This is a genomic window from Nocardioides islandensis, from assembly GCF_015352455.1.
Classification (GTDB): domain Bacteria; phylum Actinomycetota; class Actinomycetes; order Propionibacteriales; family Nocardioidaceae; genus Nocardioides; species Nocardioides islandensis.
In genome coordinates this window covers 308,802-323,435 of the sequence record NZ_JADKPN010000001.1, presented here as the reverse complement: position 1 = coordinate 323,435, position 14,634 = coordinate 308,802, and the positions used below count along the sequence as shown (strand labels likewise).

11 protein-coding genes are annotated in these 14,634 nt (G+C 71.0%); 5 read left to right on the top strand and 6 right to left on the bottom strand.

Features of this window, described 5'->3' with window-relative positions; translation table 11 throughout:
- Nucleotides 1-4: 4 nt before the first annotated feature.
- On the bottom strand, nucleotides 5-481 hold the full coding sequence (locus ISU07_RS01560) for a GyrI-like domain-containing protein (RefSeq protein ID WP_194704989.1): 477 nt from the start codon (nucleotides 479-481) through the stop codon (nucleotides 5-7).
- Nucleotides 482-598: 117 nt separating this feature from the next.
- A complete protein-coding gene (locus ISU07_RS01555) occupies nucleotides 599-1,561 on the bottom strand; it encodes a helix-turn-helix transcriptional regulator (RefSeq protein WP_194704988.1) in 963 nt (320 codons plus the stop codon).
- A gap of 45 nt (nucleotides 1,562-1,606) precedes the next feature.
- On the opposite strand from ISU07_RS01555, the gene ISU07_RS01550 reads away from it, so the two are divergent.
- Nucleotides 1,607-2,722: an epoxide hydrolase family protein gene (locus tag ISU07_RS01550; RefSeq protein ID WP_194704987.1), complete on the top strand. Its 1,116-nt coding sequence runs from the start codon at nucleotides 1,607-1,609 to the stop codon at nucleotides 2,720-2,722.
- Nucleotides 2,723-2,777: 55 nt separating this feature from the next.
- Here the strand turns inward: ISU07_RS01550 and ISU07_RS01545 are convergent, their stop codons facing one another.
- The 4 genes from ISU07_RS01545 to pgm form a co-directional block, all read right to left on the bottom strand.
- Nucleotides 2,778-7,055: an nSTAND1 domain-containing NTPase gene (locus ISU07_RS01545; protein ID WP_194704986.1), complete on the bottom strand. Its 4,278-nt coding sequence runs from the start codon at nucleotides 7,053-7,055 to the stop codon at nucleotides 2,778-2,780.
- A gap of 174 nt (nucleotides 7,056-7,229) precedes the next feature.
- On the bottom strand, nucleotides 7,230-7,502 hold the full coding sequence (locus ISU07_RS01540; protein ID WP_194704985.1) for a hypothetical protein: 273 nt from the start codon (nucleotides 7,500-7,502) through the stop codon (nucleotides 7,230-7,232).
- 214 nt (nucleotides 7,503-7,716) lie between these two features.
- Nucleotides 7,717-8,091 (bottom strand): YciI family protein, encoded by a 375-nt coding sequence (locus ISU07_RS01535; RefSeq protein WP_194704984.1) that lies wholly within the window; start codon nucleotides 8,089-8,091, stop codon nucleotides 7,717-7,719.
- A gap of 90 nt (nucleotides 8,092-8,181) precedes the next feature.
- Nucleotides 8,182-9,846, bottom strand: a complete 1,665-nt coding sequence (gene pgm, locus ISU07_RS01530) for a phosphoglucomutase (alpha-D-glucose-1,6-bisphosphate-dependent) (RefSeq protein ID WP_194704983.1) — start codon at nucleotides 9,844-9,846, stop codon at nucleotides 8,182-8,184.
- Nucleotides 9,847-9,891: 45 nt separating this feature from the next.
- On the opposite strand from pgm, the gene ISU07_RS01525 reads away from it, so the two are divergent.
- The 4 genes from ISU07_RS01525 (at nucleotide 9,892) to ISU07_RS01510 (ending at nucleotide 14,467) form a co-directional block, all read left to right on the top strand.
- Nucleotides 9,892-10,701, top strand: coding sequence for an alanyl-tRNA editing protein (locus ISU07_RS01525; RefSeq protein WP_194704982.1), 810 nt, complete (start codon nucleotides 9,892-9,894; stop codon nucleotides 10,699-10,701).
- On the top strand, nucleotides 10,694-11,923 hold the full coding sequence (locus tag ISU07_RS01520; RefSeq protein ID WP_194704981.1) for an ATP-grasp domain-containing protein: 1,230 nt from the start codon (nucleotides 10,694-10,696) through the stop codon (nucleotides 11,921-11,923). Before ISU07_RS01525 ends, ISU07_RS01520 begins: the two co-directional genes overlap by 8 nt.
- Before the next feature lie 85 nt (nucleotides 11,924-12,008).
- Nucleotides 12,009-13,061, top strand: coding sequence for a 1-aminocyclopropane-1-carboxylate deaminase (locus tag ISU07_RS01515; protein WP_194704980.1), 1,053 nt, complete (start codon nucleotides 12,009-12,011; stop codon nucleotides 13,059-13,061).
- On the top strand, nucleotides 13,058-14,467 hold the full coding sequence (locus ISU07_RS01510; RefSeq protein WP_194704979.1) for a pyridoxal phosphate-dependent decarboxylase family protein: 1,410 nt from the start codon (nucleotides 13,058-13,060) through the stop codon (nucleotides 14,465-14,467). The genes ISU07_RS01515 and ISU07_RS01510 overlap by 4 nt, the downstream gene beginning before the upstream one ends.
- Nucleotides 14,468-14,634 lie beyond the last annotated feature (167 nt).

Genomic DNA, 14,634 nt, shown 5'->3' with positions numbered 1-14,634 from the left:
GCGCTCAGGCGCTGGCGGCCACCGGCCAGTAGATCTCGGTGCGGGTCTCGTCCTCCGGGGTGCCGGGCTCGCTCCAGTACTCCTCCCACATCGGCTGGCCCCAGGCGACCGGCCGGCCGATCCGGCCCGCCTGCTCCTGGAGGTCGGCGTACGCGGTGGTGAGCTCCTCGTAGGGACCGAGGTGGGTGGTGTGCGCGGCCTCGGCCGCGCTCAGGTCCAACCGCTCGAGTCCCTGTGGCGCCACGAACTCCGGGGCCACGTGGAAGCCGGTGGCGACGTCGAAGCCGTCCGCCGTCGGCTCGTACACCGCGACCGCCGGGCCGTTGGGGATGACTTTCGCCTCCCCGAGCCTCGTCATCACCGACGCGAAGGCCTGCTCCATCCGTTCCCCGATCCTGGGCAGCTCGTCGTGGGTGACGTGGAAGCGGATCACCGCGGCCGTGCTGGCGGGGACCCGCACGATCTCGACCTCGTGCTGCATCTCGACCCTCCTCCCCTCATCTTCCATTGCCTCGCACAGACGCTCCGGTCGCCAGGGGCGAAGGTCCCCGAGTGCGCCGCCGAAGGCCAGCAAGAGCGTCCACACGGCGGCCGCCGCTCACGGCAGGGCGGCGGCGTACCTCTCGGCCAGGTCCCGCACGTGCTCCACGAGCTGCGGCGGTTCGGTGACGTGGAACGGCATGCCCAGCATCGAGATCCAGACGGCGACGACCTCGAGGCTGTCGCCGCCGGTGACGAGGACGCTGCCGCCCTCGGGGTGGGCCTCGACGGTGCCGACCGCCGGGTTGATGCGCGCCACCACCTCGTCCGCCGGGGCGTCGACGCGGATCCGTGCGTGGACGGCCCAGCCGGTGCGGGCCACCTCACGCACGACGAACTCGGTGATGTCGCCCGGGAACCCGGCCGGCGTGAACCGGCGGCCGCCGGGGGTCTTGAGCCGCAGCCAGTCGACGCGGTACGGCGCCCAGGCGTCGGCTCGCGGGTCGCGCGCGACCCGCGGGTCGCGCGCGACGAGGTACCAGCGACGCTGCCAGGCGACCAGGTGGTACGGCTCGATCTCCGTCGGCCGGTCGCGGTAGTCGCAGCGGAGGCCGTCGTGGTCGCGGATCGCGAGGGAGATGGCCTCGAGGACGGCCGGGTCGACCTCCGGGTCCTCGACGTTGCTGTCGGTGTTCACCGGTCCGGCGGTGGTCGCCTTGACCAGGGCGTGCAGCTTGCGGCGAAGCCGCTCGGGCAGCACCTGCTCGAGCTTGGCCAGCGCGCGGGCGCTGGTCTCCTCGACGCCGGCGACACCGGTCGCGGCGCGCAGCCCGACCGCGACCGCGACGGCCTCCTCGTCGTCGAGCAGCAACGGGGGGAGCTTGGCACCGACGCCGAGCCGGTACCGGCCGCCCGGTCCGCGGGTCGCGTCGACCGGGTACCCGAGCTCGCGCAGCCGGCTGACGTCGTGACGGACGGTCCGGTCGGAGACTCCGAGCCGTTGGGCCAGGTCGGCGCCGGACCAGTCGGAGCGCGTCTGCAGCAGCGACAACAGCGCCAGGATCCGGGTAGACGTCTCCATATTTCCGGAACCATATCTTCCGGAGTGCCTCCTAGCGTCAGCGACATGACCACCACCCAGAACACCGAGATCCGCCCCTTCACCGTCACGATCGACCAGGCCGACCTGGACGACCTCCAGCACCGCCTCGAGCGCACCCGCTACGCCGCGCCCGCCCCCGGCGACGGGTGGGAGTACGGCACCCCGACGGCGTACCTGCGCGACATGGTCGAGCGCTGGAAGTCCTTCGACTGGCGCGAGGTCGAGGCGCGCATCAACGCCCACCCGAACTTCACGACCGAGGTCGACGGGCAGACGATCCACTTCGTCCACGTCCGCTCGGAGGTACCGGGTGCCACGGCGCTGCTGCTCGCGCACACCTACCCCGGCTCGTTCCTGGAGTTCCTGCCGCTCGTGGCCCCGCTGACCGACGCCGGCTTCGACCTCGTGATCCCCTCGATGCCCGGCTTCGGCTTCTCCACCCCGGTCGTCGACGGCGGCTGGACCATGGCCCGTGTCGCCCGCGCCTACGACGAGCTGATGCGGCGCCTCGGCTACTCGTCGTACGGCGTCCACGGCTCCGACGGCGGCGCGATGGTCGGCCGCGAGCTGGCGATCCTGGACCCCGAGGGCTTCCTCGGCGCCCACGTGCTGCAGCTGTTCTCGTTCCCGAGCGGTGACCCGGCGGAGTTCGAGGGCTTCGGCCCGAAGGAGTACGCCGCGCTCGAGCACATGCAGTGGTTCCAGTCCGTCGGCGGCTACAACGCGATGAACGGCTCGCGCCCGCAGACCGTCGCCGCCGGCCTGTCCGACAGCCCGGTCGGGCAGCTGGCGTACTCCGAGCTGTTCGAGAGCTTCGGCAACGGGACCTCGCTGGTGCGGCCCGAGCAGGTGCTGGAGCAGGTCACGCTGTACTGGCTGACCAACACCTCGGCCGGCTCGGTGCGCTACCACTACGAGGAGGCGCGCGCCCGGACGAGTGACCAGCGCGAGCCCGTCGTCAGCACCGGCCGCCTGGGCGTCGCGGTCTTCAAGGACGACTTCCAGACCATCCGCTCGCTGGCCGAGCGCGACAACGCCAACATCCAGCACTGGTCGGAGTTCGACGAGGGCGGCCACTTCGCGGTCCTGGAGAACCCGGACGCGATCGTCGCCGACCTGCGGGTGTTCTTCGCCGGCTGAGCCGAGGAGGTCGAGTGCCGGGGGTGGTCGCCAGGACAGCCACCTCGGCACACGATCAGTTGTCAGGGCAGACGGACTGGTAGGGCTGGTCGGGCAGCAGGGTCTCCCACTCCTCCTCCGTCAGGTCTCGTCCGGCCATCTGGCAGGCGAAGTCGATGGCCCGGTACAGGTCGGTCTCCCACCGGTAGACCCGGCCGTCGTACGACGCGATGGCGACGTCGTGGGTGTCGCCGATGAACTGCGCCCCTGCCGGGACCGGCTCTCCCTGGTGCGGTGCATAGACGGTGCCCAGCAGGTCGAGGGTCGTGGCGTCCCAGAGGCTGACCCCGCCGTCCGTGGCGCCGGAGACGAGCAGCTCGCCGTCGTCGGAGTAGTTGAGCCATCGCACGGCGGTGCCGAGCCCGGTTGATCGCCGGTGGTCTCCGGTCAGGACGTCGATGGAGACGATCTCGCCCGCCTGTCCAGCGATCGCGACCACGGAGCCGTCCGGAGAGGCAGCGGATGCATAGGGATAACCGCCGATGTTCACGTCCCCCTCGCGGCCGACCTCGCCGGTGTCGACGTCGATGATCCGCCAGTGGATCGAAGCGCCGTCGTTGGAGTACTCCGGGATCATCGCCGTGCTGCCGTCACCGATCGCGGCGGTGCAGCAGTGCGCGAGCAGGTCGAAGGGCCCACCTCGGGTTTGAAGCGTCTCGGCATCGAGGACGCGGGTGCCGTTCGGATCGCCCACCAGCAGGGAGCGACCCTGGTCGACGTACGCCAGTGAGTAGATCGCGTCCTCGCCGTCGACGACGTCCTGCTCGCGTCGGAGGGGTTGGCCCGTGGCTGAGTCGAGGACGGTCACGGTGCCGGGTCGATGCGCGTTGCACAACAGGTCGTCGCAATACGCGGCGTACTGCCCGCCCTCGGGATGCCAGGCGCCGCTTGCCCAACCGGTCCTCTCGGCCGGCACTCGCGTAGCAGGCGTCGCGTCTCCGGTGACGACGTCGACGAACCTGACCCATCCCCCACTCGTGCTGTCACGCCAGTTGTACGCCACCCGCTGCCCGTCCGGGGAGAAGTCGGCGTGGTGGAACACCTCGGCACCGCCGACCTGGGTCGTCTGCTGCAGGTAGGTGTCCTGCGAGGACAGGTCCCAGGTGCGGAGCATCGCGTCGATGCCGCCGCCGTAGTAGACCAGGTGGTTGTCCGGGCTGAAGCCGACGCCCCACTGGTCGGAGGTGTTCCATCGTTCCAGCTGGTGGCCGGTGAGCGTGTCCCAGACGATGAGCTCGCCGTCGTTGGCGACCGACCCGACGAGCGTGCCGTCGGGTGAGAACCGCAGGTCGCGGACTCCGGCCCGGTGTCCGCGCAGTCTCCGGACGGTCTCGCCGCTGGCGGCGTCCACCAGGAACAGGTCTTTCCCGGACCCCTCCGCAAGGAGGGTTCCCTTCCGGTTCAGGTCGAGGATCCCTTCGGTCAGGTTCGGACGTTCCCAGATCGTGCCGCCCGTCGCCACGTCGTACGCCGTCAGCGGCGAGGCCGTGTAGAGGGTCTGACCGTCCGGACTGAGCGCCATCGACTGGAGGTCTGGGTTGGTCTCCAGTCGCACAGGTGCGGTAGTCGGGGAGCCCAGGTCCCACACCAACGCGTACGCCGGCTTCTCCTCGGTGGTGAAGTTGAGCGCCGGATCCTCCTTCAGCATGGTGACGCCGAGGTAGCGGCCGTCGCCGCTGTACCCGATGTCGAGCGCGAAACCCGGCTCTCCTCGCGGCCGGCTGAGCATCGCCGTCGGCTGCATGGTCGTCGGGTCCAGCAGGCGCACCGGCTCGGTCTCCCCGCGGGTCAGGATGACGGCGAGCTGCCTGCTGTCGGGGCTGAACACCCCCTCGAGCCACACCTGCTCGTCCTCGGAGGGACGGCCGGCGTCGTAGCTGCGCACGTGCCTGTTGGTGGCGGCGTCGTAGAGGTGCATCCGGTTCTGGGCGTCCGATGCGGCGATCCAGCGGCCGTCGCGACTCACGTCGAAAACCTCCATGTATCCGCCCTCGGCGGGTGTGGAGCGGGCCAGCTGGGGCCGCCTCGCGAGCGCGGCGAGGAGGCTCACCCGCGTCTCCGGAGAGTCGTCCAGCCGAACGCCCGCGGCTGCCAGCAGGAGCGACAGGCTGTTGTCGTCGGTGAGCTGCGACCGGGCTCCGACCCGCCGCGCATCGGCGGAGACGGCAGCCTGGCGAGCCGTGTCCGCAGCGGCGCGGGCCTCGGCCGCGTGGCGACCGGCGCGGTTCGACTGCACGACGGCTGTACCGCCGGCGACGAGCGCGAAGACGAGGAGCACGGCGGCGCCACCCAGCACGAACCGGAGTCGGCGGATCAGCCGAGCCTGCGCGCGTGCTCGCTCGGCCACGCTCTCCTGCTCGGCCTCGGCGAGGCGGGAGGACGCTCCGAGGAACTGGATCTCACCCTCGGTGAGGGCCGTGCCGTTGTCGGCATGCCACTCGAGCGCCCGGGCCAGTCTGACGCCGCGGTAGAGCTCGCTGTCAGGACGGTCGAGTGCCTCCCAGGCGTCGGCGGCGGCGGAGAGGTGGTGACGGAGTCGTTGGCCGTCGATGTCGTCGTCGAGCCACGCCCGAAGCCGGGGCCACTCGCGCGCCAAGGCCTCGTGGGCCAGCGTGATGTTGCCGTCGTCGCTGGTGAGGAGGCGCGATCCGACGAGCAGCTCGACCAGCCGCTCCTGCTCGGGCCGGGTGACGGCGCGGTCTCGCGAGATCCGGATCCGCGTCGGCTCGCCCTCGGCGCCGGGAGCCACCAGCCGCATCAGCAGGTCTCGGAGCTGGTCGCGCTGCTCGAGCGGGATCTCGTCGTACACGGCCTCGGCCGACTGCGCGATCGAGCCGCGGACACCGCCGCTCGCGAGGTACCCGTCGACGGTGAGGGTCCTCCCCTCCCGCCGATTCCACGTCTCCACCAGCGAGTGCGACAGCAGGGGAAGGGCGCCGGGCTCGTCGAGGACCTCGCGGAGCAACAGGTCGACGAGGCCGGGTTCGACGAGGAACCCGGCCTGCCGGGCGGGACGCTCGATCGCGGTCCGCAGTCCCGTGGCGTCGATGGCACTCAGCAGGTACCAGCCTCGCTCCAGGAGCCGAGCCAGCTCCGGCTCGCCGGCGAGCTCCGGTGTCCGGTCGGCGCGGAGCGCGACCACCAGCTCGCCTCCGCCGCCCCGTCGGGACAGCGCCTCCAGGTACGCGGCACGGTGCTCGGGCGTGACGCCCGGCGCGAACACCTCCTCCAGCTGGTCGACCACCAGCACCGTGCGGATCGGCGTTCGCAGGACGGCGTCCACCTCGCTCGGGCCGGCACGACCGGGTGACACGACCCTGACCTCCCGACCGCCCGCCTGCAACGACGCAGCGATGCCGGCCCGGAGCAGCGAGGACTTGCCGCTTCCCGATGGGCCGACCACGGCCAGGACCCCTCGGTCCTGCAACAACCGCAAGCAGGCGGCTGTCTCGGTGTCCCTTCCGCAGAACGACTCACGGTCCTCGACGTCGTACGACGTCAGGCCGGGCCACGGGCAGCTCGTTCCCTGACCCGACGTGGCCGCGATCATCAGGTCGGGATCCTGCAGCAGGACTGCCTGCTCCAGCGCCGCGGCCTCGGGGCCGGGGTCGACGCCCAGCTCGTCGAGCAGCCGCTCGCGGAGTCCCCGCAAGGTGGTCAAGGCCTCGACCTGCTCCCCCGAGCGGTACTGCGCCAGGGCGAGCTGGACATGGCGTCTCTCACGCAACGGCTGCTCGGTCACCAGTGCTCGAGCCTGCGACAGCACCTCCTGGTGCTGACCCGCGGCAAGCAGGGCGTCGACCCGGAGCTCCTCCGCACCCCACCGGACCTCGCGCAGACGCTCCGCCTCGAGGACGCCTACGTCCCAGCCCGACAGGTCCTCCAGCGGCTCGCCCTGGAACAGGTCCAGGGCCTCGTCGAGGACGTACGCCGCCCGGTCCGGCTCGCGCAACATCAGCAGCTCGCGGCCGCGTTGCACCAGGTGTTCGAAGGAGTGGCTGTCGATGTCGGTCGGCGGCAGCGCCAATCGGTAGCCCGAGGCGGTGGTCTCGATCGCGTCGCGGCCCAGCTCCTTGCGCAACCGTGCGATGCAGCTCTGCAGGTTCTTGTGGGCCGAAGCAGGCGGCTCCTCACCCCACAGTGCGTCGGCGAGCCAGTCGACGGTCACGTTCTCGCCCGCGCGGATCGTCAGCGCCTCGAGGACCATCCGGTCCCTGGGCGTGATCCGAGGCTGGTGGCCACCGAGACGCAGCGGCCCGAGCACTGCAATCCGGGCCACCTGGGCGACCCGCACTCTCCGAATGTGCAGGTCGGCAGGGGGTACGTCAACACCGGCGATGCGGCCGAAGTCGGCGCTGGAAGTGGCTTGGACGCGGTGACGTGGTGCTGCGCTCATGCAGCACCACGTATCGCGCACCGGTATGCACCTGGTATGCGTCGGACGCAGATCCCCACGTCTGCGGCCGAGCTAGCGGACCGACCGGTGGCATCGGGGCAGCGGACCCTCGAGGGCGACGTCCCAGTCGTGCGGGGTGGTGAAGCAGGCGACCTCCACGAGGTGCCCCTTGTCGACCGGGCCGGAGCCGCCGCCCTGGCCGTCGGTCCGGGTCGGGGCAGCAGTGGAGATGGCCATGGTGGCCATGAGCAGCGTCGCGGCCAGTCCCGAGGAGACCCCTGCAGTGAGAGTTGCTGCGACCAGCTGGCGTCCGGCGGAGTGGCGGGTTGCTGTGGAAGCGTTCATCGATCTGTTCCTTCGGGCTTTCGAGGCCCTGGTGGCCTCCGACTGCCGAAGTTGTCCTCCCACCCGGTATGCGGCCGCCCCACGGCCGGTATGCGACCGGTATGCGCCAGCGCGAACGGCCCGGACCCCATGAGGGGTCCCGGGCCGCTCGTCGGTTCCGCCGGGTGGACACGGCGCCGCTGATCAGTCGCGGGAGGGGCAGCCCTCCGCCTCGTCAGCCCTCGGGAACAGGCGGCTCGTCCTGGACCTGGCGCAGGGTGGCCACGATGCTGGCCTCGGGCCAGTGCTGCGCGTGCAGGTCGGCGAACGCCTGCTGGTCGGCCACGGCGTCCTCGAGGCTGTCGTACTGCAGCAGCGACCAGCCGCCGACGACCTCCTTGGCCTCGGCGTACGGCCCGTCGACCCGGCTGACCGTCCCGTCGCGCACGATGAAGTTCACGGCGTCCTCGGTCCCGTACAGCCCGCCGCCGTCGAGGAAGGTGCCGTTGGCGGCCCGCTCCCCGATGTAGGCGTCCATCGCGTCGAACAGTGACTGCGGCGGCGTACCGACGCCCTCTTCCATCCGGACGAATCCCATGAAACGCGGCATTTCCTCACTCCTACCGATAGCTGGACTGGTGCGTTCTCGCTCGTACGTCGAGCGGCCGGGACCGTCTTCGACATCGACACCCGAGCCGGTTCAGGCGCCCAGCGCTGCTGACACGACCTCCCGCGCCGCGGCCTGCACCTCCGCCAGGTGGTCCGGCCCGCGGAACGACTCGGCGTAGATCTTGTAGACGTCCTCGGTGCCGGACGGGCGGGCCGCGAACCAGGCGCTCTCGGTCGTCACCTTGAGGCCGCCGATCTTGGCGCCGTTGCCGGGAGCCTCGGTGAGCTTGGCCGTGATGGGTTCCCCGGCGAGTGACGTCGCGGAGACGTCGGAAGGCGAGAGGGCGGCGAGCTTGGCCTTCTGCTCGCGGTTGGCGGGGGCGTCGACGCGGGCGTACGCCGGGTCGCCGTACTTCGCCACCAGCTCGGCGTAGTGCCTCGACGGGGTCTCGCCGGTCTTCGCGAGGATCTCGGAGGCCAGCAGGCAGAGCAGGATGCCGTCCTTGTCGGTGGTCCACGACGAGCCGTCCATCCGCAGGAACGACGCGCCCGCGGACTCCTCGCCGCCGAACCCGAACGACCCGTCGATCAGGCCCGGGACGAACCACTTGAAGCCGACCGGCACCTCGACCAGCGGCTTCCCCCTTCCGTTGTCCAGTCCTGAGGCGACGCGGTCGATCATCGAGGAAGAAACAAGCGTCTTGCCGATGCGGGCGGTCTCCGGCCAGCCGGGGCGGGCGCCGCCGAACAGGTAGCCGATCGCGACGGCCAGGTAGTGGTTGGGGTTCATCAGGCCGGCGTCCGGCGTGACGATGCCGTGCCGGTCGGCGTCCGCGTCGTTGCCGGTGGCGATGTCGTAGTCGTCCTTGCGGCCGATCAGGGACGCCATCGCCGACGGCGACGAGCAGTCCATCCGGATCTTGCCGTCCCAGTCCAGCGTCATGAACCGCCACGTCGGGTCCACCAACGGGTTCACCACGGTCAGCTCGAGGCCGTGCCGCTCGCCGATCGCGCCCCAGTAGTCGACCGACGCGCCGCCGAGCGGGTCGGCACCGATCCGCACGCCCGCGGCCCGGATCGCCTCGACGTCCACGACGGACGGCAGGTCGCCGACGTACTCGCCCATGAAGTCGTACGACGACGCGGCCGCACGCGCTCGCGCGAACGGGATGCGCCTCACCTCGCCCAGCCCCGCCTTGATCAGCTCGTTGGCGCGGGCGGCGATCACCGAGGTAGCGTCGGTGTCGGCCGGGCCACCGTGCGGAGGGTTGTACTTGAAGCCGCCGTCGGACGGCGGGTTGTGCGACGGCGTGACGACGATGCCGTCGGCGAGGCCCGACCCGGTCTGCCGGCCGCCGTTCGCCTTGATGATGGCGTGCGAGACCGCAGGCGTCGGCGTGTACCGGTCGGCCCAGTCGACCAGGACCGTCACGTCGTTGGCGGCCAGCACCTCGAGGGCCGTCGCCCAGGCCGGTTCGGAGAGGCCGTGGGTGTCGCGACCGATGAACAGCGGCCCGTCGTACCCCTGCTCCTTGCGGTAGTCGCAGATCGCCTGCGTGGTCGCGAGGATGTGCGTCTCGTTGAACGCCGTCCTGAGGCTGCTGCCGCGGTGACCGCTGGTGCCGAACGCGACCTGCTGGTCGATGTTCTCGGGGTCCGGAACGCCCGTGTAGTACGCCGTCACGAGGTGCGCGACGTCGACCAGGTCGTCGGGGGTGGCGAGGGTTCCAGCACGTGAGCCGGGGTCAGAGGGCATGCTGCCACCCTGACGCACGAGCCCTGCTCTCGCTAGGGTCGATGGATGGCCGTCCCCGGCAGACCTTCCCACTGGGCGCCACCCGATCTCGCCGCGACCGAGCTGTTCGCGGTGGACGCCTACACGACCGAGTTCGCCGCCCAGGTGGTCGAGGTGGACCGCGAGGGCGTCCGGATCCGGCTGGACCGGACGGCGTTCTACCCGGGCGGCGGCGGTCAGCCGCACGACCTCGGCACCATCCAGAGCAGCGAGGGGACGCTGTTCGTCACGTCGGTACGCCGGGAGGGCGGCGCGATCTGGCACACGGTCGGCGACCTCGACCTCGACCTCGACATCTCCGAGGGCACCGAGGTGCAGGGCGTCCTGGACTGGACCCGGCGCCACCAGCTGATGCGCACCCACACCGCGCTGCACATCCTGTGCGGCGTGATCTGGGCCGACCACGGGATCCCGGTCACCGGCGGCAACATGGAGCCCCTCAAGGGCCGGCTCGACTTCCCGTTCCCGTCGATGTCCGCCGACCTCGGCGCGCAGGTCGAGAAGCGGATCAACGAGGAGATCGCGAAGGCGCACGAGATCCTGGTCGACTTCGTGCCGCGGAGCCTGGCCGACGCGGACCCCGCGCTGATCCGCACCAGCGCGAACCTGATCCCCCAGGCGATCGACCCGCTGCGGATCATCGACATCGTCGGCCTGGACAAGCAGGCCGACGGCGGCACGCACGTGCTCTCGACGGCGGAGGTGGGTGCGGTGCGCGTCACCGGCACCGAGAGCAAGGGCAAGGACAACAAGCGGATCCGCTTGGAAGTGCTGGACCCCCAGGCGCACGACACGGAGAGGAGCGAGGATGCCTGACCACCTGATCGGCCTGCTGCTGGGAGCCGAGGAAGACTGGCCGCAAGCGTTCGAGGCGATCCTGGGGCGGGTCGGCAAGATCCAGCTCGCCGACGGGAGCACGCACACCTTCCGCAGCGAGCGCCTGACGATCGAACCGTTCGACCTGGTGGACCCCGTGCGCACCGAGCTGGTGATCGACCGGCTCGCCTACTGGTACTACCACCCGCGCGAGTGGCTCAAGAAGGCCGCGCTGGTCAACGGGACCTACCTGCTCAACAGCCCGTTCACGTTCCAGTCGATGGAGAAGCACTCGGCGTACTGCGCCATGCTCCGCCTCGGGCTCAAGGTGCCGCGCACGATCCTGGTGCCCTACAAGAACCCCGTCGACAACGTGCGCTGGGCCTACACCTCGCAGAAGTACAACCAGCCCTTCGACCTCGACAAGATCGCCGAGGAGCTCGGCTACCCGATGTACATGAAGCCGTTCGACGGCGGCGGCTGGCGCGGCGTCTCGCGGATCAACAACCGCGACGACCTGCACCAGGCGTACGACGAGTCCGGCGAGATGCTGATGCACCTCCAGGCCACCGTCGAGTACGAGCACTTCGCGCGGGCGCTGTCCATCGGGCCCGAGACGATGGTGATGAAGTTCCAGCCGGACGAGCCGATGCACAACCGGTACGCCGTCTCGCACGGCTTCCTCAGCGAGAAGGCCGGCGGCGAGGCGGTCGCCATCTCCCGCATCGTGAACGCCTTCTTCGGCTGGGAGTTCAACTCATGCGAGATGCTGGTGGCCGACGACGAGGTCTACCCGATCGACTACGCCAACGCCTGCCCCGACGTCGCGGTCACGTCGCTGCACTACTACTTCCCGTGGGCGATCTCGGCGCTGGTGCGCTGGTCGGTCTTCACCCTCGCCACCGGCCGCAAGGGCCGCGTCGACCTGCACACCCGCAGGTACTTCGAGATCGCCGACGACGATTCGCTCTCCTACGACGCCAAGATCACGGCGTACCTGGCCCTCGCGGACGAGCACTTCGACAGCGCGAGGTACTGGCAGTGGTGCGCCGAGAACCTCCCGCACCTCGACGAGCAGGTCCACGACTGGGTGACCTCGAAGGACTTCGAGCGCCTGCTGCGCGAGACCGTCGTGTCGATGTACCCCGCCCACGAGCACGACCAGTTCATGGCGCACTTCAAGGGCCTCACCGACCTCTGGGCGGCGGACAACAAGCACTGACCGCTGGTCGAGGAGGGACGCTGGAGTCAAGCGCTGACGGTTCCCAGCGCCACCTCCTCGACCATCGATTCAGTAGCGTTCCGGCATGAGCATCGCCGACTTCCCGCGGTACCCCCTGACGTTCGGGCCGAGCCCCGTGCACGAGCTCAAGCGGCTCGGCGCTCACCTCGGCGGGGCGAACATCTGGGCCAAGCGCGAGGACGTGAGCAGCGGGCTGGCGTACGGCGGCAACAAGGTGCGCAAGCTGGAGTACCTCGTCCCCGAGGCGATCGCCCAGGGCGCGGACACCCTGGTCAGCATCGGCGGCTACCAGTCCAACCACACCCGACAGGTCGCGGCCGTCGCCGCGCACCTCGGCATGGCGTGCGTGCTGGTGCAGGAGAAGTGGGTCGACTGGCCGGACTCGGTCAACGACCGGGTCGGCAACATCATGCTCAGCCGGATCATGGGCGCTGAGGTCCGTCTCGACGAGGCCGGGTTCGACATCGGGTTCCGCGACTCGTGGAAGCAGGCGATCGCGGACGTCGAGGAGCGGGGAGGGACGCCGTACGCCATCCCGGCCGGCGCCAGCGACCACCCGCTCGGCGGGCTGGGCTTCGCGAACTGGGCCTTCGAGGTCGCGCAGCAGGAGGAGCAGCTCGGCGTCTTCTTCGACACGGTCGTGGTCTGCACGGTGACCGGGTCGACCCACGCCGGGATGATCGCCGGGTTCGCGGCGCTCGAGGCCGCGGGCGGCCGGCCCCGCACGGTGATCGGCATCGACGCGAGCGCCACGTTGGACAAGACGCGCGAGCAGGTCGGCCGGATCGCGCGGCGTACCGCCGAGCTCATCGACGTCGGCCGTGACCTGCGCGACGACGAGATCGACGTGCGGGAGGGATGGGCCGGGGACCTGTACGGCATCCCCGTGCAGTCCACGCTCGACGCGATCCGGCTCACCGGCCAGCTCGAGGGCGTGATCCTCGACCCGGTCTACGAGGGCAAGTCGATGGCCGGTCTCATCGACCTGGTGCGCGACGGCACGATCCCCAGGGACTCGACGGTGCTGTACGCGCACCTCGGCGGACAGCAGGCGCTCAACGCCTACTCGGCGCTGTTCACCACGACCCAGCGAGTCGGCCAGCGGGTGGGCGAGTGAGCGGGCTCGAGGACCTCTTCGTCCGTGCCGCTCGAGAAGGCGCCGCGTTCCGCGACGGGGTCGGCGAGCGACCGGTGGCCGGGACGGCGTCGCGCGAGGACGCCTGGGCGGCGTTCGGTGGTGCGCTGCCGGACGGCCCGACGCCGGCGTCGCAGGTGCTCGACGACCTGCTCGCCGCGGCGGAGGGGCACCTCGTCGGCTCGGTCGGTCCGCGGTACTTCGGGTTCGTCACCGGCGGCTCGACCCCCGCGGCCGCGGCCGCCGACATCCTGGCCGTCGGCTGGGACCAGAACTCATTCAACCCGCTGATGTCGCCGGCCGCCGAGGCCGCGGAGCGCGCGGCGGGCGGCTGGGTCAAGGACCTGCTCGGCCTGCCGAGCGGCGCCTCGGTCGGGTTCGTCACCGGCGCCCAGGCGGCGAACACCGTCGGCCTGGCGTGCGGCCGGCACCAGGTGCTGGAGCGGGCGGGGTACGACGTCGAGACGGACGGCCTCATCGGCGCTCCCCGCGTGCGGGTGGTCAGCGGCTTCGAGCGGCACGCGACCGTCGACCGGTCGCTGCGGCTGCTCGGGCTCGGCACGGCGTCCCTGATCGGCGTGCTCACCGACGACCAGGGAAGGATCGACGTCGCCGACCTGGAGAAGGTGCTGGCCACCGAGCCCGAGCGACCCACGATCGTCTGCCTCCAGGCCGGCAACGTGAACACCGGCGCCTCGGACGCCTTCGCGAGCGCGATCCCGCTCGCTCACGAGGCCGGTGCCTGGGTGCACGTCGACGGCGCCTTCGGGCTCTGGGCGGCGTCGTCACCCCAGCGGGCGCACCTCGTCGACGGCGTCGAGCGGGCCGACTCGTGGGCCACCGACGCGCACAAGTGGCTGAACGTGCCCTACGACAGCGGGCTGGCGATCGTCCGCGACCCGGTCGTGCACGGGACATCGATGGCGTACTCCGCGGCGTACCTCGCCGGCTCCGGCCGCACCGACTTCTCCCTCGGCGACCTGGTCCCGGACTCCTCGCGCCGGGCTCGCGGCTTCGCGGTCTGGGCGGCGCTGCGCGAGCTCGGACGGTCCGGCGTGGCCGACCTCGTCGAGCGGTGCTGCCTGCTCGCCGGCCGGATGGCCGAGCGGCTCGCCGAGGGCGGGGCGACCATCCACAACGACGTGGTGCTCAACCAGGTGCTGGTCGGGTTCGGGGACACCTCGCTCAAGGACGACGACCCGTCGACGCGGACCGACGCGATCGTGGAGGCCGTGCAGCGGGACGGTACGTGCTGGCTCGGCGCCACCACCTGGCACGACCAGCGCCTGATCCGCATCTCGGTCTCCAACGCCACCACCACCGAGGCCGACATCGACCGCTCCGCCGCCGCGATCCTGGCGGCTGCGGCGCGGGTGGGGTTGGGCTGAGGGGTCGGGATACCCGCTCGAGCGGGTATCCCGGACGTTCGGCGTCGTTGCAACGACGCCGAAGAGGCAGGAACGACGCCGAAGTACGGCGCTAGAACCAGCGCGAACGCCCCACGGCCTCGTCCACCCGGGTGACGAGGCACTTCCGGTACGGCGGTGTCTCGGCG

What these genes read in the sequence shown, in the direction of transcription:
- ISU07_RS01560 (WP_194704989.1), bottom strand. Translation starts at nt 481, where the DNA reads ATGCAGCACGAGGTCGAGATCGTGCGGGTCCCCGCCAGCACGGCCGCG.
- ISU07_RS01555 (WP_194704988.1), bottom strand. Translation starts at nt 1,561, where the DNA reads ATGGAGACGTCTACCCGGATCCTGGCGCTGTTGTCGCTGCTGCAGACG.
- ISU07_RS01550 (WP_194704987.1), top strand. Translation starts at nt 1,607, where the DNA reads ATGACCACCACCCAGAACACCGAGATCCGCCCCTTCACCGTCACGATC.
- ISU07_RS01540 (WP_194704985.1), bottom strand. Translation starts at nt 7,502, where the DNA reads ATGAACGCTTCCACAGCAACCCGCCACTCCGCCGGACGCCAGCTGGTC.
- ISU07_RS01535 (WP_194704984.1), bottom strand. Translation starts at nt 8,091, where the DNA reads ATGCCGCGTTTCATGGGATTCGTCCGGATGGAAGAGGGCGTCGGTACG.
- pgm (WP_194704983.1), bottom strand. Translation starts at nt 9,846, where the DNA reads ATGCCCTCTGACCCCGGCTCACGTGCTGGAACCCTCGCCACCCCCGAC.
- ISU07_RS01525 (WP_194704982.1), top strand. Translation starts at nt 9,892, where the DNA reads ATGGCCGTCCCCGGCAGACCTTCCCACTGGGCGCCACCCGATCTCGCC.
- ISU07_RS01520 (WP_194704981.1), top strand. Translation starts at nt 10,694, where the DNA reads ATGCCTGACCACCTGATCGGCCTGCTGCTGGGAGCCGAGGAAGACTGG.
- ISU07_RS01515 (WP_194704980.1), top strand. Translation starts at nt 12,009, where the DNA reads ATGAGCATCGCCGACTTCCCGCGGTACCCCCTGACGTTCGGGCCGAGC.